The sequence below is a fragment of the Thermus sp. FJN-A genome, from assembly GCF_054655095.1.
In genome coordinates, this window is the sequence record NZ_BAAHSC010000194.1 from 1 (window position 1) to 15268 (window position 15268).

15 protein-coding genes, 1 tRNA gene and 1 rRNA gene are annotated in these 15268 nt (G+C 69.1%); 9 read left to right on the forward strand and 8 right to left on the reverse strand.

Annotation, left to right across the window (positions count from 1 at the left end; genetic code table 11):
• The 3 genes from rrf (at window position 1) to moaA (ending at window position 1279) form a co-directional block, all read left to right on the forward strand.
• Window positions 1–116 (forward strand): 5S ribosomal RNA (gene rrf, locus ACYQ0J_RS09375).
• Between the two features lie 10 nt (window positions 117–126).
• Window positions 127–202, forward strand: a tRNA-Gly gene (locus ACYQ0J_RS09380).
• Between the two features lie 99 nt (window positions 203–301).
• Entirely contained in the window at window positions 302–1279 is a 978-nt protein-coding gene (moaA, locus tag ACYQ0J_RS09385) for a GTP 3',8-cyclase MoaA (RefSeq protein ID WP_460171886.1), read from the forward strand.
• On the opposite strand, the gene ACYQ0J_RS09390 is transcribed toward moaA, so the two are convergent.
• Window positions 1257–2087, reverse strand: coding sequence for a DMT family transporter (locus ACYQ0J_RS09390; RefSeq protein WP_460171887.1), 831 nt, complete (start codon window positions 2085–2087; stop codon window positions 1257–1259). The genes moaA and ACYQ0J_RS09390 overlap by 23 nt on opposite strands.
• A 17-nt stretch (window positions 2088–2104) precedes the next feature.
• On the opposite strand from ACYQ0J_RS09390, the gene ACYQ0J_RS09395 reads away from it, so the two are divergent.
• From ACYQ0J_RS09395 to dusA, 5 genes are read left to right on the forward strand one after another with little or no spacing between them, the layout of a single operon-like run.
• Window positions 2105–3097: a polyprenyl synthetase family protein gene (locus tag ACYQ0J_RS09395; RefSeq protein WP_460171888.1), complete on the forward strand. Its 993-nt coding sequence runs from the start codon at window positions 2105–2107 to the stop codon at window positions 3095–3097.
• Window positions 3098–3104: 7 nt separating this feature from the next.
• Window positions 3105–3296 (forward strand): hypothetical protein, encoded by a 192-nt coding sequence (locus tag ACYQ0J_RS09400; protein WP_460171889.1) that lies wholly within the window; start codon window positions 3105–3107, stop codon window positions 3294–3296.
• Window positions 3284–3880, forward strand: a complete 597-nt coding sequence (locus tag ACYQ0J_RS09405) for a hypothetical protein (protein WP_460171890.1) — start codon at window positions 3284–3286, stop codon at window positions 3878–3880. The genes ACYQ0J_RS09400 and ACYQ0J_RS09405 overlap by 13 nt, the downstream gene beginning before the upstream one ends.
• A 1-nt stretch (window position 3881) precedes the next feature.
• A complete protein-coding gene (ispH, locus tag ACYQ0J_RS09410; protein WP_460171891.1) occupies window positions 3882–4904 on the forward strand; it encodes a 4-hydroxy-3-methylbut-2-enyl diphosphate reductase in 1023 nt (340 codons plus the stop codon).
• Entirely contained in the window at window positions 4897–5925 is a 1029-nt protein-coding gene (gene dusA, locus ACYQ0J_RS09415) for a tRNA dihydrouridine(20/20a) synthase DusA (RefSeq protein ID WP_460171892.1), read from the forward strand. The genes ispH and dusA overlap by 8 nt, the downstream gene beginning before the upstream one ends.
• On the opposite strand, the gene ACYQ0J_RS09420 is transcribed toward dusA, so the two are convergent.
• From ACYQ0J_RS09420 to glgC, 6 genes are read right to left on the reverse strand one after another with little or no spacing between them, the layout of a single operon-like run.
• Window positions 5821–6447 carry a tetratricopeptide repeat protein gene (locus tag ACYQ0J_RS09420; RefSeq protein ID WP_460171893.1) on the reverse strand — a complete coding sequence of 209 codons (627 nt, stop codon included), beginning with the start codon at window positions 6445–6447 and terminating at the stop codon, window positions 5821–5823. The two genes, dusA and ACYQ0J_RS09420, sit on opposite strands and share 105 nt — an antisense overlap.
• Before the next feature lie 9 nt (window positions 6448–6456).
• A complete protein-coding gene (locus ACYQ0J_RS09425) occupies window positions 6457–7776 on the reverse strand; it encodes a glycogen synthase (RefSeq protein ID WP_460171894.1) in 1320 nt (439 codons plus the stop codon).
• A 17-nt stretch (window positions 7777–7793) separates the two neighbouring features.
• Complete coding sequence (locus ACYQ0J_RS09430) at window positions 7794–8168, reverse strand: gamma-glutamylcyclotransferase family protein (protein ID WP_460171895.1); 375 nt, start codon at window positions 8166–8168, stop codon at window positions 7794–7796.
• Window position 8169: 1 nt separating this feature from the next.
• Window positions 8170–8841, reverse strand: coding sequence for a response regulator transcription factor (locus ACYQ0J_RS09435; protein ID WP_460171896.1), 672 nt, complete (start codon window positions 8839–8841; stop codon window positions 8170–8172).
• A 23-nt stretch (window positions 8842–8864) separates the two neighbouring features.
• Window positions 8865–9551: a SagB/ThcOx family dehydrogenase gene (locus ACYQ0J_RS09440; RefSeq protein WP_460171897.1), complete on the reverse strand. Its 687-nt coding sequence runs from the start codon at window positions 9549–9551 to the stop codon at window positions 8865–8867.
• A gap of 2 nt (window positions 9552–9553) precedes the next feature.
• Window positions 9554–10798: a glucose-1-phosphate adenylyltransferase gene (gene glgC, locus ACYQ0J_RS09445; RefSeq protein ID WP_460171898.1), complete on the reverse strand. Its 1245-nt coding sequence runs from the start codon at window positions 10796–10798 to the stop codon at window positions 9554–9556.
• Window positions 10799–10865: 67 nt separating this feature from the next.
• On the opposite strand from glgC, the gene ACYQ0J_RS09450 reads away from it, so the two are divergent.
• Window positions 10866–12959: an AAA family ATPase gene (locus ACYQ0J_RS09450; protein ID WP_460171899.1), complete on the forward strand. Its 2094-nt coding sequence runs from the start codon at window positions 10866–10868 to the stop codon at window positions 12957–12959.
• Here ACYQ0J_RS09450 and ACYQ0J_RS09455 read toward each other — a convergent pair.
• Entirely contained in the window at window positions 12956–15262 is a 2307-nt protein-coding gene (locus ACYQ0J_RS09455) for a penicillin acylase family protein (protein WP_460171900.1), read from the reverse strand. The genes ACYQ0J_RS09450 and ACYQ0J_RS09455 overlap by 4 nt on opposite strands.
• Between the last annotated feature and the right edge of the window lie 6 nt (window positions 15263–15268).

Below are 15268 nucleotides of genomic sequence, written 5' to 3' on the forward strand. Positions count from 1 at the left end.
CCCGTGCCCATAGCGGCGTGGAACCACCCGTTCCCATTCCGAACACGGAAGTGAAACGCGCCAGCGCCGATGGTACTGGGACCGCAGGGTCCTGGGAGAGTAGGTCGGTGCGGGGGATTTTTCCATGCGGGAGTAGCTCAGTCGGTAGAGCACGACCTTGCCAAGGTCGGGGTCGCGGGTTCAAGTCCCGTCTCCCGCTCCAACCCTCGCCCCCCCAGGCCAACCCCTGGGGGGGTTTGTCTTTTAAGGCACCTTGTGGGGGTATGGGCCAGGGTAGTATAGTGCCCCCAAGGGGGCCAGCATGAAGCTTCTGGATAACTATGGCCGCATCATCAAGGACCTGCGGATCTCCGTGACCCCCCGGTGCAACCTGCACTGCCTCTATTGCCATCCCCTGGGCCTGGAGATGGCCGAGCCCCCCGGCACCCTCACCGTCGCCGAGGTAGACCACTTCCTAGAGGCCGCCTCCCTTCTTGGCCTTTCCGCCGTCCGCTTCACGGGCGGGGAACCCTTGGTGCGCAAAGAGCTCCCCCAGATGATCGAGCGGGCACGGAGCAAGGAGGGCATCGAGGATGTGGCCATCACCACCAACGGGCTCCTCTTTGCCAAGCGGGCCGAGGAGCTGGTCCAGGCTGGCCTCAACCGGGTAAACATCTCCCTGGACGCCATAACCCCGGAGGTCTTCACCCGCATCACCCGGGGCGGGAAGGTGGAGCGGGTCCTCGAGGCCATAGAAAAGGCCCTGGAGCTCGAGCTCCACCCGGTGAAGCTGAACGCGGTGGTGATTCGGGGCATGAACGAGGAGGAGGTGGTGCCCCTGGCCCGGCTTTCCCTAGACCGCCCCCTGCACGTGCGCTACATAGAGTACATGCACCTGGACAACTCCGACCCCGAGGAGTACCGCCGCCGCTTCGTCCCCGGCAAAGAGACCCGGGAGCGGATTGAAGCGGTCTACGGCCCCTTGGAGCCCGTCCCCCACGACCCCACCTCCCCCGCCCGGGTCTTCAAGATCCCCGGGGCCCAGGGTACCCTGGGCTTCATCAACCCGGTCACCGAGCCCTTCTGCTCCAACTGCTCTAGGCTTCGCCTCACCTCCGACAAGAAGCTTAGGCCCTGCCTCCTCACCGACCTGGAGATGGACATCGCCTGGGCCTTCGCCGCCGAAGAGCCCGTGGAAGCCTTGGTGGACGCCATCCTCATCGCCACGAACCGCAAGCCCGCCTTCGGCAACACCCTGCCCACCATGAGGAAGCGGGTCATGCTGGGGATCGGCGGATAGCCTGCCAGGTGGCGAGGATCACCAGGAACGCCCCCAGGAGGCCCACAGGCCCAAGCCTCTCCCCTAGGAGGAGGAAGGCGAAGAGGGTGGCCCAGACCGGTTCCATGGTGTAGAGGATGGCCGCCTGGGGCGCGGGCACGTACCGCTGTCCCCAGGTCTGGAGCCAGGTGGTGAGGGCGGTGGCCGCCACGCCCAGGTAGAGGACCGCCCCCCAAGGCACCCCCTCCCAGGAAGCCCCCTCCCAAAGGGACCAGGGCAGGGCCAGAAGGGCGGTGCCGAAGACCTGCACCGCGGTGAGGGGCAAGGAGGGGAAGCTCTTGGCGTGGACCTCGAGGCGCACGATGTAGAGGGCATAGGTGAGGGCGGTGAGGAGGGTCCAGAGGTCCCCCAGGTTGAGGGGGGGTTGGCGGGGGTCGTAGGAGAGGAGCCCCACGCCCAAAAAGGCCAGGAACGCGGCCAGCCACACCGGACCCACCCGCCGCCCGGCCAAGCCCAAGAGGAGGGGCACGAGGACCACGTTGAGCGCGGTGATGAAAGCGCTCCGGCTGGCGGAGGTGTACACCAGGCCGATGGCCTGGGAGGCGTAGCCCAGGAGGAGCCAGAAGGCCAGCTCCATCCCCGGGCCCCACACCCCCCGGGGCAAGCGCAAGGCCCAGGGGAGGAAGAAGAGGCTGGCCAAGAGGAAGCGGAGAAAGACCAGGAGGCTTGGGGCCATCTCCCCCACCGCCCCCTTCACCACCACGAAGGTGGTGCCCCAAAGGAGGGTGAGCACGTTGAGGGCGAGAAGGCCCAGGGCGTAGCCGCGCATGGCCTAAAGTGTATAGCATGACGCCCCCGCCCGAGGAAGTGAGAAAAGCCCTCCAGGCCCGCCTTCTCGCCCACCTCGCCCACCCCGATCCCCAGTACCAGGCCCTCCTTCAGGACTACCCCAGCCGCGGCGGCAAGATGCTCCGGGGGCTCCTTACGGTCTACTCGGCCTTGGCCCACGGGGCTTCGTGGGAAGCCGCCCTCCTTGCGGGAACGGCCCTGGAGCTCTTCCAGAACTGGGTCTTGGTCCACGACGACATTGAGGACGGCTCGGAGGAGCGCCGGGGACGGCCCGCCCTGCACCGCCTCTACCCCATGCCCCTGGCCCTAAACGCAGGGGATGCCCTGCACGGGGAGATGTGGGGGCTCCTTTGGGAAGGCCTGCGGGCTGGCGCCCTCAGCCCAAGGGTTCTGGGGGAGTTCTACGAGGTGGTGCGCCGCACCGCCTACGGACAACACCTGGACCTACTCTGGACCCTCTCGGGCCGCCTGGACCTCACCCCAGAGGACTACTTCCACATGGTGGCGCACAAGGCCGCCTACTACACCGCCGTGGCCCCCCTGCGCCTGGGGGCGCTCCTTACAGGACGGGAACCCCCTCCCCTCTACGAGGAGGCCGGGCTCAAGCTGGGCGTGGCCTTCCAGATCGTGGACGACGTGCTCAACCTGGAAGGGGGAAGGGCCTACGGCAAGGAGCAGGCGGGGGATCTCTACGAGGGCAAGCGCACCCTCATCCTCATCCGCTTCCTCCAGGGGGCGGATGGGGAGGCGCGGGAAAGGGCCAGGGCCCTCCTCGGGCTTCCCCGGGAGGCCAAGCCCGAGGAGGAGGTGCGCTGGCTCTGGCAAAGCCTCCTCGCCTCCGGGGCCGTGGCCTGGGCCAAGGAGGTGGCGCACCGCCTCCTGGCGGAGGGGAAGGCCGCCTTGGCCCCGGCCCTGGCGGGCCTCCCCCACGGGGAAGCCGCCCGCCGCCTGCAGGACCTCCTCACCGCCTTGGTGGAGCGCCAGGCATAATGGGGCCATGCAGGGGATGCGGTTCAAACTGATCACCGGGAACGACCCCGACATCTTTCAAGAAAGGCTCAACCGCTTTGTGGAAGGACTCCCGGAGGACGTGGTCCTGGTGGACGTGAAATTCGCCGTGGCCGAGGGGCCTTCTCCCCTCTTCGCCGCCTTGGTGCAGTACAAGGAAGTGGAGGCGTGGAAGGAGTAAGGGCCTTCCTGTTCTTCCTGGCCCTCCGGGAAGAGGCCAAGCGGGAGGAGGTGCGGGCCCGCTTTCCCCGGCTCGTCCCCTTGCTCCGGGCCCTGGGGGAGGCTGTGGAGGCCCAGGGGGAAACCTTCCGGCTCGCAAAGCCCCTCCGCCTCTCCTGGTTCGCCCCCCTCTTCCTGGAGGGGTACTCCCCCCTCCTCCCGGAGCCCGAGCGGAGCCTGGCCCTAGAAAAGCTCCTGGAGGCCGCCTACCGCTCCGCAGAGGCGGGCGAGCCCCTGGGGCCGGAAGACGGGCTCTTGCGGGCGGCCCGGGCCTTCCAGGAGGGAAGCCAGGCCCTCCTTAAGGGGGCCCACCGGGAGGCGCTGCACCGCTACGGGGAGGGCCTGGGCCTCCTGGAAAAGGCAGGCCTTCCCTTCCCCGCCACCGCCCTGGCCCTCCTGGCCCTGGCCCAGGAGGGCTTCCGGCCGGGAGGCAAGGGGCGGGAAACGGCCCGGAAGGCCTTGGCGAGGGCCCAGACCCCCTTCGCCCGCCAAGTGGCCGAGCGGCTCCTGGCCCAGGCCACGGAGGGGAACGAGGCCGGGGCCTAGAATGGGGGGCATGGGGGGGCTTGAGCGCCTCTATCTGGCCCGGCCCAGGGGCTTCTGCGCCGGGGTGGTCATGGCCATTGAGGCGGTGGAGCGCTGGGCGGAGGCCCTGAAGGCGAAGGGGGAGCTCGTGGTCTACCACGAGATCGTCCACAACCGCACCGTGGTGGAGCGCCTCAAGGCCAAGGGGGTCCACTTCGTGGAGGACCTTTCCGAGGTGGAGGAGCTCCGCCGCAGAAGGCCGCTCGCCAACACCCTGGTCTTCTCCGCCCACGGCCACCCCCCGGCGGTGCGCCGCCAGGCGGCGGAGATGGGCTTAACCATCCTGGACGCCACCTGTCCCCTGGTGACCAAGGTCCACACCGAGGCCCGGCGCTACGCCAGGGAAGGGTACTGGATCCTCCTGGTGGGGGACTCCGCCGACCACCAGGAGGTGAAGGGCACCTACGGGGAGGCCCCGGAAAGGACCATCCTGGTGGCGGTGCACACCCATGCGGGCAAGGACCCCCGCCTGGCGGACCCCCGCACCGTGGAGGTGCCCGACCCCGAGCGGGTGGTGGTCCTCACCCAGACCACCCTAAGCGTGGACGACACCCTGGCCACCCTAGACATCCTTAAAAAGCGCTTCCCCAAGCTGGTGGTGCCCCCGCGCAAGGACCTCTGCTACGCCACCCAGAACCGCCAGGAGGCGGTGAAGCGCATCGCCCCCAAGGTGGACCTCTTTTTGGTCCTCACGAGCCCCCACTCCTCCAACGGCATGCGCCTTCTGGAACTGGCGCAGAGCCTCACCGGCCGGGCCTACCACCTGGAGAGGGCCCAGGACCTAAAGGAGGAGTGGCTCCAAGGCGCCCGGAGCGTGGGCATCACCTCCGCCGCCAGCACCCCCGAGGACCTGGTGCAGGAGTTGGTGGCGCGCTTGCGGGCCCAAAACCCCGGCCTCGAGGTGGTGGAGGAGGGGGCGTGGGAGGAGATCGCCTTCCGCGAACCCAAACCCCTGGCCCCGGAGGAGGTCCTAAGGGGTGCCTGACTTCCGCCTCGCCGTGGCCCCCATGGTGGACCGGACGGACCGGCACTTTCGCTTCTTGGTCCGCCAGGTGAGCCGGGGGGTCCGGCTCTACACGGAGATGACCGTGGACCAGGGGGTCCTCCGGGGAGACCGGGAGCGCCTCCTCTTCTTCCGGCCCGAGGAGCACCCCATCGCCTTGCAGCTCGCGGGTTCCGAGCCCGGGAGCCTGGCCGAGGCCGCCCGGATTGGGGAGGCCTTTGGCTACGACGAGATCAACCTCAACCTGGGGTGCCCCTCGGAAAGGGCCCAGGCGGGGGGCTTCGGGGCCTGCCTCCTCTTGGACCCCGTGCGGGTGGCCGAGGCCCTCGCGGCCATGGCCCAAGCGGTGCGGGTTCCGGTTTCGGTGAAGATGCGCCTGGGCCTCGAGGGGCGCGAGACCTATCCCGCCCTCGCGGGGACGGTGGCGCGCTTCGCAGAAGCGGGGGTGAGGGTGTTCATCGTGCACGCCCGCACCGCCCTTCTCACCTTCTCTCCCCGGGCCAACCGGCAGGTGCCCCCCCTGCGCCACGGGTGGGTCCACCGCCTGAAGGCGGATTTCCCCCACCTCACCTTCGTCCTGAACGGGGGCATCCGCACCCTGGCGGAGGCGGTGCCCCACCTGAGGCGGGTGGACGGGGTCATGATGGGCCGGGCGGTGTACGAGGACCCCTTCGTGCTGGCGGAGGCCGACCCCCAGGTGTTCGGCCTGGAGGGGCGGAGGACCCGCCTGCAGGTGGCCCGGCGCATGCGGGCCTACCTGGAGGAGGAGGCCCTGAGGGGCACGCCCCCTTGGGCGGTCCTAAGGCATATGCTCTCCCTCTTCCGGGGGCAGCCCGGGGGGCGCCTCTGGCGCCGGCTTCTCTCCGAGGGGAGGTCCGTGGCCGCCTTGGACCGGGCCCTAAGGTCTCTTGAGGAGAAGGTAGGCGATGAGGGTGAGGAGGAAAACCCAGACCCAGAGGGGCACCCGGAAGGGGCGCCGGGCCTGGCCCGTGAGGGGGTCTAGGGAAGAAGGGGGGCGCATCTTCAGCCGGGTGGCCCGCTTCATGTGGGCCACCATCTTGTCCAGGTCCCCCTTCTTCTTGTAGAGGGCGGCCAGGTTCTCGTGGACCACGGGGTCTTCCGGGGCCAGCCTCAGGGCCTCTTGGTAGAGGTCCAGGGCCGCCTCCAGCTCCCCACGCTCCTGGTGGAGGTTGGCCAGGTTGCTGAGGGCCCGGTGGTGCTCCGGGTCCAGGGCCAGGGCCTGGCGGAAGCGGGCCTCGGCCTCCCCCCGCCTTCCCTCCCCCACCGCCTTCACCCCCAGGACCACCTCCTTCTCCGCGGCGAAGAGGGGGTCTTCCAAGCGCTCCGGGGCCTCCTCCAGTTGGGCCAGGCCCGCGAGAAGCCGTTCCCTTAGCCCCTCGGGGAACCCCTCCGCATAGGCCCTGGCCGCCTGGTACTCCTTGGCCCGGAGGAGGCGGAGGAAGTGCAGGAGGGCCCGGGCCTCCTCGTCCCCCGCCAGGGCCTTGGCCTTGAGGTCCTGCATCATCCCCCTATCCTAGCCCAGCGCCTGGCGGTAAACCTCCAGGTACCGGAGGGCGGAGCGGGACCAGGAGAAGTCCTTGGCCATGGCCCTCAGGCCCAGGTCCTCCGGCCCCAGGCGAAAAAGCCGCAAGACGCCGTAGAGGAGGCCCTCCGGGTGGTAGCTCTCAAAAAGTACCCCCGTCCTGCCGTCCTCCACGGTGTCCTTCAGGCCACCCACCGCCCGGGCCACGGGCGGGGTACCATAGCGGCTCGCGATCATCTGCACCAGGCCGCAGGGCTCAAAGCGGCTGGGGACCAAAAGGGCATCCGCCCCGGCGTAGGCCAGGCGGGCCAGGGCCTCCTCGTAAGCCTCCACGAAGCGCACCCGCCCCGCGTGGGCCGCCTCCGCTTCCCTAAGGGATCGGGCCAGCCCCTCCTCCCCCACCCCCAGGACCAGGAGGCTGAAGCCGAGCTCCAGGAGTCGGGGCAAGGCCTGGAGGAGGAGGTCCAGCCCCTTCTGGGCATCCAGGCGGCCCACGTAGGCGAGCAGGGGGGAGGAGAGCCCCGTCCGCTCCCGCAGGGCCTCCTTGGCCCGGGCCTTGCCCGAGGGGTCCTCCCGGGAATAGGGGGCGGGGAGGTAGGGGTCTTTGGCCGGGTCAAAGACCTCGGTGTCCAGGCCGTTCAGGATCCCGAAGAGCTTGCCCGCATGCTTGCGCAAGACCCCGTCCAGGCCCATGCCGAACTCCGGGGTCTTTATCTCCTCCGCGTAGGAGGGGCTCACCGTGGTCACGAAGCGGGCGAACACGATGCCCGCCTTCATGAGGTTGACCTTCCCGTAGAACTCCAGGGCCTCCATATGGAAAAGGCTCCAGGGAAGCCCGGTCCAGTGGAAGAAGGGAGCAGGGTCCAGAAGGCCCTGGTGGGCGAGGTTGTGGATGGTGTAGACGCTTGGGACGGGGGCGAGGAGGGGCAGGAGGGCGGCGGTCCAGTCGTGGGCGTGCAGGAGGTCAAAGCCCCGGGCCACCTCCGCCGCCGCCAGGGCGAAGCGCAGGTAGCGCTCGGCGTCGTCTGGGTAGCCGTAGACCCGCTCCCGGTCAAGCCCGGGCACCTGGAGGAGGAGAAACCGCACCCCTCTCTCCACCCGTTCCCCCAGGGAAGCCCACCCCTCTTCTCCCGCGAAGCGGTAGGCCACCCCTCCCACCCTCCGGGCTTCCAGACCCCGGTGCCAGGGGAGGAGGACCCAGGGTTCCACCCCCAGGGGCCCTAGGGCCTTGGGCAGGGCCCCCACCACGTCCGCCAGGCCCCCCACCTTCACCAGGGGGTAGGCCTCGGGCGCCACGTGGAGCACGCGCATGAGGCCAGGATACCCCATCAAGGGAAGGGCTCTTCCCAGGTCTCCCCGGGAAAGGGCAGGGCCTCCCCCAGGTCGGCCCGGTAAAGGTAGGCCCAGGCCACCACCACCCCTTCCGGGGTCTCCACCCGGACCCGCTCCCTCCCGTACTCCTCCCCCTCCAGGGCGTCCAAAAGGGGAAGGGCCTCTGGGTCCAGGAAGAGGACCTCCCCCCTCACCCTTCCCTCCCCTGGGACCATGGCGGGGTAGGCGTAGGGACGCTCCCCGCCCGGGGGGAAATGGTAGAGCCTAAACCCCTCCACCCGTCCGGGAAGCACCCGGTGCAGGTAAGGACGCACCAGGGGGTGGTTCCGCTCCCCCCGTTTGAGGGTCCCGTAGACGAAGACCGCCTCCACCTCACTCCCCGAGGAAGCGGTACCCAAGCCCCACCACCGTCTCTATGAAGCGGGGCATCCGGGGATCGTCCTTTAGCTTCTTGCGGAGGAGGCGGATGTAGGCGTCCACCACCCGCTCCGAGCCCTCAAACTCCGGGCCCCAGACCCTCTCCAAAAGCTCCTCCCGGGTGTAGACCCGGCCCGGGGTCTGGGCCAGGGCCAAGAGGAGGTTCATCTCCGTGGCGGAAAGCCTGAGGGGCGCTCCCTCCAGATAGGCCCGCCTGGCCTCCAGGTCCAGCTCCAAAGGCCCGAACCGCCTCCTCCCCTCCTTCCCCGAGCGGCGCAGAAGGGCCTTGATGCGGGCCAGGAGCTCTTTCAGGGAAAAGGGCTTGCCCAGGTAATCGTCGGCCCCTTCCAGAAGGCCCTCCACCCGGCTGTCCTCGTCGGTGCGCCCCGTGAGGAGGAGCACCGGGATAAGGGGATCCCGGTCCCGGAGGCCTTTCAGGACCTCCAGGCCCTCGAGGTCCGGCAGGCCCCGGTCCAGGACCACCAGGTCCGGCTTGCCCTCCTCCACCCCGGCCAAGGCCTCCTTCCCCGTGCGCACCCAGTCCACCCGCACCCCTTCCTTCTCCAAGAACCGCTTCACCAGCTCCCCCACCTGGGGATCGTCCTCCACCAAGAGAATCCGCGCCATAAATCCTTCCCAAATACCTTAGCCTAACGCCCCAAAATCACCACCACTCCCGGGTATTCCCCCTCGGGCAAGCGCAGAAGCCGGGCCACGTCCTCATCATAAAAGGTTTCCGCCGGGTAGGCGACAAGCCCCTGGCCGATGGCGGCAAGCAGGACCAGGCCCGTGGCGTAGCCAGCTTCCAAAAGCGCATAGCGGTACCCCCGAAGTCCAAACAAAGCCTCGCTCCGCTCCGGGACCAGGGTGAGGACCAAAAGGGCGGCGGCCCGCTCCAAGGACAGGCCCAACAGGGCCTCAGACCAAGGCCCATCCTCCACCTTGCTGGCGATCTGGAAGAGCTGGTGCTCCTTGGGGAAATAGTGGTAGATGCCCGGGAAAACCCCCTCCACCCGCCGCACCACCAGGTAGGCCTCCAGGGGGTAGCACTCCCCCGCGGAGGGGAAGCCTCGCTTCCCGCCCCGCTCCGCCAGGGGATGGAACACCTGGGAGAGGTCCTTCAGGGTCAAAGCCGCCCCCACCTCGGGCAGGGTGGGCCGGAGGTGGGCCAGGGCCCGGAAGAGGGGCGGCCCCCCCTCCTCCCGGAAGGGGGGCAGGGCCTGGGTCTCCAGGGGATTGGCGTACACCTTGGCCTTGGGCTTCCGCTTCAGGGGAAGCTCCTCCTCCGGGAGGAGGCGGGAAAGCCGGTAGAAGAGCTTGCCGGGGTGCTTTTCCATGGCTAGAAGCGGTAGCCCTTGGGCACCACCACCACGCCCTCCGGGGTCACGGTGAAGCCCCGGGCGCGGTCCTGCTCCAGGTCATAGCCGATCTCGGTGTGGGGCGGGATCCTCACGTTCTTGTCCACGATGGCGTTCCTGATGCGGCAGTAACGGCCCACCTCCACGTCGTCAAAGAGGACGGAGCGCTCCACCAGGCTGTAGGAGTTCACCCGCACCCGGCGGAAGAGGACGGACTCCCGCACCGTCCCCCCGCTCACGATCACCCCCCCCGCCAGGAGGCTGTTGAGGGCCCGGCCCACCCGCTCCCCGGTCTCGTGGACGAACTTGGCGGGAGGGCTGAAGAGGTTGGCGGTGCGGAGAGGCCACTCGGGGTTGTAAAGGTCAAACTCGGGGATGACCTTGACCAGGTCCATGCTGGCCTCAAAGTAGGCGTCCAGGGTGCCCACGTCCCGCCAGTAGAGGTTTGGGCCCTCCTGCCCCGGGATGGGGTTGCGGTGGAAATCGTAGGCATAGACCCGGTACCCTTCCCTTAGGGCCCGGGGAATCACGTCCTTGCCGAAATCGTGGCTGGAGGCCTCGTCCTTGGCGTCCGCCTCCAGAAGCTCAAAGAGGGCCTCGGTGCGGAAGATGTAGTTGCCCATGGAGGCCAAGGCCAGGTGGGGCTTGTTGGGGATGGGCCTGGGGCTCTTGGGCTTCTCCTGGAACTCGGTGATGCGCCACTCCGGGTCCACCTGGAGGACGCCGAAGCGGGAAGCCTCGGCCAAGGGCACGGGATAGGCGGCCAGGGTGATGTCCGCCCGCTTCTCGTAGTGGTACTCCACCATGTGGCGGACGTTCATCTTGAAGATGTGGTCCCCCCCGAAGACGGCCACCGCCTCGGGGGCGTGGTTTTGCACCAGGTGGAGGTTCTGGTAGATGGCGTCCGCCGTCCCCCGGTACCACACGGGCCCCAGCTCCTCGTAGCGGTACATCTGGGCCGGGACCAGGAGGATGAAGTGGTCCTCCAAAAAGGCCCCGAAGCGCCAGTAGCGCTGGATGTGCTCCGTGAGGGACTGGGCCTTGAACTGGGTGAGGACGTAGATGGAGTAGATGCCCGAGTTCACGAAGTTGTTGAGGACGAAGTCAATGATGCGGTACTTGGCCCCAAAGGGGACCGCGGGCTTGGCCCGTTTGGCGGTGAGGGGGTAAAGGCGGCTCCCCTGCCCTCCCGCGAGAATCATCCCCAGCACCTCCACCTTGACCATGGAATCCCCCTTTGTCGGGTAGTTTACCCCAAGCCCCCGGGGCAAAGGTCCGGGTATAGTGAACCCGATGCGGGTTTTGGCCCTACGCTGGTCCACCCCACCCATCGCCCCCAAGCCCGCTCCCCCCTTCTTCGGCCAGGAGCGGGCCCTGGGGGCCCTCGAGGCCGCCTTCCGCCAGGGGGGCCACGGCTACCTGGTGGGTCCGAGCGGGCTTGGCAAGCGCAGGCGGCTTCTCGCCTACCTGGAAGGCCGTCCCTTCCCCAAAAGCGAGCTGGTCTACCTCCCCTTGGGGGAGGAGGCCTTCCCCCTGGTTTTGCCCGAGGGACAGGGCAGGGCCCTGGTGGAGGGGGTGGAGGCCCTCTTCGCCGAGTTCACCCCCGGGCTTTTCCGGGAACGGGGCTTCCTCTACGCCAAGAACCTGGTGGAGGCCCGCTACGAGAAGGAGGCGGAAGCCCTGCTGAAGGCCCTGGCCCAGGAGGCGGAGGGCTACGGCTTCGCCCTCTTGGAGGAGGCGGAGGGCCTCCGCCTTTCCGGCAAAGGCCCCCTGCCCCCGGAACTGTCCGCCAAGCTGGAGGAGACGGTCCTGGCCTATGTGGACGCGAAGCAGAAGGCCCAGGCGGAGGTGGCCGCCCTCCGGCGCGGTTTCGCCGAGCGCTTTCTCCTGCCCAAGGCCCAGGAGCTCAAGGGGCGCTTCCCCGAGGCGGGACGCTACCTGGACTGGCTTCTGGAAACCCTGCTCCGGGCCGCGGCCCTGGAGGAGGAGTTGGCGCTGGAAAGGCTCCTGCCCCGCCTCTTGGTGGAGGGGGGGACGCGGGTGGTCTACGAGGCCAACCCCAGCCCGGAAAGGCTCTTCGGCCACCTGGAGTACGAGGTGCGCGAGGGGGCGCTTTTCACCCACCTGGGCCTCCTGCGCCCCGGGGCCCTGCACCGCGCCCTGGGCGGGGTGCTGGTCCTGGAGGCCCACCGGGTGTGGGAGCTAGGAAGCTATGTCCTCTTGAAGCGGGCCCTGGCCACGGGGGAGGTGGAGCCCCTGGCGCCCAGGCCGGAGGTGAAGGGCCCGAGGCTCAAGCCGGCCCCCCTCAGGGCCCAGGTCTTCCTGGTGGGGCCGCCGGAGGTCATCGCCTTTCTGGAGGAGGACGAGGAGTTTTTGGAGCTCTTCCCCTTCCGGGTGGAGTTCAGCCCGGAGATCCCCTACACGGAGGAGAACGTGGCCTACCTGGGGGGCTTTCTGGAGGAGGAAGGGGTGGCCCTCACCCCGGAGGGCCTGGCCGCCCTGGCGGACGAGGCCCGGCGCTGGACAGGGCATAGGGAGAGGCTGGATGCCCGCCTCTACCGCCTCCTGGACCTGGCGCGGGAGGCCTCGGCCCTGGGCCGCCCCCTGGACCGGGCGGTGGTGGAGGGGGCCATCCGGGCCCGGGAAGGGCGGTTCGGCCTCGAGGAGGAGCTCTACCTCCAGGACCTGAAGGAGGGGGTGGTGGCCCTGGAGGTCCGGGGGGAACGGGTGGGGGAGGTGAACGGCCTGGTGGTGGTGGAGGGCCCCTTCCCCACGGGCCGCCCCGTGCGCATCACCGCCCAGGCGGGCCCCGGCCGGGAGGGGATCCTCTCCATTGACCGGGAGGTGGGCCTAGGGGGGCAGGTCTTCCACAAGGCCGTCCTCACCCTGGCGGGGTACCTCCGCGGCACCTACGCCAGCGTGGGGGCGCTTTCCGCCACGGTGAGCCTGGTCTTCGAGCAAAGCTACGGGGGGATAGAGGGGGACTCCGCGGGCCTGGCGGAGCTTCTGGCGGTGCTCTCCGCCATCTCCGGGCTCCCCTTGCGGCAGGACCTGGCGGTCACCGGGGCCATAGACCAGACGGGGAGGGTCCTCGCCGTGGGCCGGGTGGCGGAGAAGGTGGAGGGGTTTTTCCGGGTCTGCCAGGCCCTCAAGCCCACCGGTACCCAGGGGGTGGTCCTCCCCAAGGCCAACCTGCCCCACCTCACCCTGCGGCAAGAGGTGGTGGAGGCGGTGGAGGCCGGGCGCTTCCACCTCTATGCGGTGGAGGAGGTGGACGAGGCCATAGAACTCCTCTTCGGCCGCAAGGCCTACTGGGTGCACGAGAAGGTGCGGGAGGTGCTGGAGCGCTTCCAGAGCCTGGAAAACGGCGAGGGGGAGAAAGGCTAACGCCCAGGCTCCAAGAGGAGGGTTCTGCCCTCCCCCGCTAAGCGCATGGACAGGTAGCTGCCCCGGGCCCAAAGGGGCAGGAGGTCGGCGTAGTGGCCGGAGAGGAAGTGGCCCGACTGGCCCATGGGGTGGACGAAGAGGGAGTTTTCCATGTCCGAAAGGTCCACGATCTGGCGGTAGCTGGGCCCGTGGTCCATGCGCAAGGTGGCGGGGTCAAAGGGGCCCACGTTCACCGTGTACCGGTCCCCGCCGAAGGGGACGCTCCGGTCGGAGAGGCGCTTGAGGGGGGTGTGGGTGAGGACCGCGTGGGGGAAGGTGGCCCGGTGCGCCTCGCCCCAGGTCCTGGCCCCCAGGGCCTCCTTCCGGTCCAAAGCCCGCTCTAGGGCCAGGGCGGCGAAGTCCAGGCAGGATTCCCGGTACTCGGTCTCCGGCTGGTCGCAGTTTTTGTCCCCCTGGCGCATGGCCTTCAGGAGGTAGCGGGGCTCGTCCCAGTAGGCCTCCCCCACCTCCCTTTGGGGAAGCCGGGTGAGCTCGGTGTACCAGAGGGCGAAGACCAAGGCCTCCTGGGAGGAAGGGGCCATGGTGCCATCCCAGGCGAGAAGCCGCTCCCGCCAGGTGCGGGCTCTTTCGGAAAGGGGGGTAAGGAGCTCCAAAGCGGGGCGGAAGTCCCGGTAGAGGAGGCTCTTCTGGTCCTGCTGGATGGCCTTCATGTCCTCGAGGGAAAGCCTCTCCTTGGCCCGGAGGAGCTCCAGGATCCGCTCCGCCCGGTAGGGCTCGGCCCAGTCATAGGTGAGGGCGTAGGGGAAGCCCTTAGGGGTCACCTTGTGGTTGGCGGTGACGAGGTAGCCCCTGGCGGGGTTGAAGGCCTGGGGCCACTCCTCGGGCCTCCGGTAGCCCTGCCAGTCCCACTCCCCGTTCCCCGGCACCGGCACCATGCCCGTGTGCCCCTCCTTGCGGATGGGAAACTTCCCGGGGGCGATGTAGCCGATGTTCCCCTCCACGTCCGCGTAGACGAAGTTCTGGCTCGGGGCGGAGTAGACCTCCAGGGCCTTCCTGAACTCCTCCCAGTTCCCCGCCCGGTTCACCCCCAGGTAGGCCATGAGGATGTGGTCCTCCGGGTCCAGGCTCACCCAGCGGAGGGCCATGGGGGTCTTTGGGGGGTCTGGCAGGGCGTCGGTGATCACGGGGCCGTAGACCGTCTCCCGCACCTTGAGGACCTCCTCCTTCCCCCCCTTGACCCGGATGACCTCCTCCCGCACCCCGTAGGGGACGACCCGGCCCCGGTAGCGGTAGCCCCGCCCCTCCACGTCCTCCAGGAGGTAGAGGTCCTGCACGTCCGCCCCCACGTTGGTCACCCCCCAGGCGATGCGGTCGTTCCGGCCGATGACGATGCCGGGAACGCCCGGTAAGGAGGCACCGATCACCCTGAGCCCCGGGCCCTCGAGGGCCATGAGGAACCAGAGGCTTGGGGCCCGGAGGCCCAGGTGGGGGTCGTTGGCGAGGAAAGGCTTTCCCGTGGCGGTGCGGCTACCCGAAACCACCCAGTTGTTGCTGGCCTCCACGAGGCGGGGCGGGGCCATCCGGAGGAGGGCGGAAGGGGCCTCCTCCCGCTTGAGGGAAAGCCCCAGGTCCCCTGCCCTGAGGATGGTGGGGGCGTCTTCCGGGTAGGGGGGCATGAGCTCAAGGAGCCTCTCCGGGGAGACCCCCCGGGCGAGGAGGCGGTGGCGCAAAAGCTCCTCCTCCCAGTTTCCCGAGAGGTCATAGCTCATCATCTTGGCCCAGACCAGGACGTCGGGGCCCGTCCAGGGCTCGGGGCGGAAGCCCAGGAGGGCGAACTCCGGGGGCAGGGGGGCGCCGCTTGCCAAGAAGGCGTTCACCCCGGCCACGTAGGCGTCCACCACCCCCCTCTCCTCGGGGTAGAGCCTTTCGTAGGCGCTCCTTGCCGCCCGGTAAAACCCCCAGGTGCGCAGGAACCGGTCCTGGGGAAGCGTGGCCTCCCCCAGGACCTCGCTCAGGCGCCCCTGGCCCACCCGCCTCTGGAACTCCATCTGCCAGAGCCTCTCCTGGGCGTGGACGAACCCCTGGGCGAAGAAGAGGTCCTCGAGGCTCCCCGCCCGGATGCGGACCACCCCCTTGCCGTCCCGCACCACCTCCACGGGAGCGGAAAGCCCCTTTAGGGCGATGCGGCCTTCCCCTTGGGCCAGGGAGGAGCGCAGGTAGAGGTAGCCGCCCAGACCGCCCAAGACCCCAAGCAGGAACCCTAGGCCGAGCAACCACGCGAAGACCCAAAGCAGGCGCTTCATGCTTGC

Coding starts and splice junctions, on each gene's coding strand:
- ACYQ0J_RS09440 (WP_460171897.1), bottom strand. CDS start 9,551: ATGGAAAAGCACCCCGGCAAGCTCTTCTACCGGCTTTCCCGCCTCCTC.
- ACYQ0J_RS09420 (WP_460171893.1), bottom strand. CDS start 6,447: ATGATGCAGGACCTCAAGGCCAAGGCCCTGGCGGGGGACGAGGAGGCC.
- ACYQ0J_RS09390 (WP_460171887.1), bottom strand. CDS start 2,087: ATGCGCGGCTACGCCCTGGGCCTTCTCGCCCTCAACGTGCTCACCCTC.
- moaA (WP_460171886.1), top strand. CDS start 302: ATGAAGCTTCTGGATAACTATGGCCGCATCATCAAGGACCTGCGGATC.
- glgC (WP_460171898.1), bottom strand. CDS start 10,798: ATGGTCAAGGTGGAGGTGCTGGGGATGATTCTCGCGGGAGGGCAGGGG.
- ACYQ0J_RS09395 (WP_460171888.1), top strand. CDS start 2,105: ATGACGCCCCCGCCCGAGGAAGTGAGAAAAGCCCTCCAGGCCCGCCTT.
- ACYQ0J_RS09455 (WP_460171900.1), bottom strand. CDS start 15,262: ATGAAGCGCCTGCTTTGGGTCTTCGCGTGGTTGCTCGGCCTAGGGTTC.
- ispH (WP_460171891.1), top strand. CDS start 3,882: ATGGGGGGCATGGGGGGGCTTGAGCGCCTCTATCTGGCCCGGCCCAGG.
- ACYQ0J_RS09450 (WP_460171899.1), top strand. CDS start 10,866: ATGCGGGTTTTGGCCCTACGCTGGTCCACCCCACCCATCGCCCCCAAG.
- ACYQ0J_RS09435 (WP_460171896.1), bottom strand. CDS start 8,841: ATGGCGCGGATTCTCTTGGTGGAGGACGATCCCCAGGTGGGGGAGCTG.
- ACYQ0J_RS09425 (WP_460171894.1), bottom strand. CDS start 7,776: ATGCGCGTGCTCCACGTGGCGCCCGAGGCCTACCCCCTGGTGAAGGTG.
- ACYQ0J_RS09400 (WP_460171889.1), top strand. CDS start 3,105: ATGCAGGGGATGCGGTTCAAACTGATCACCGGGAACGACCCCGACATC.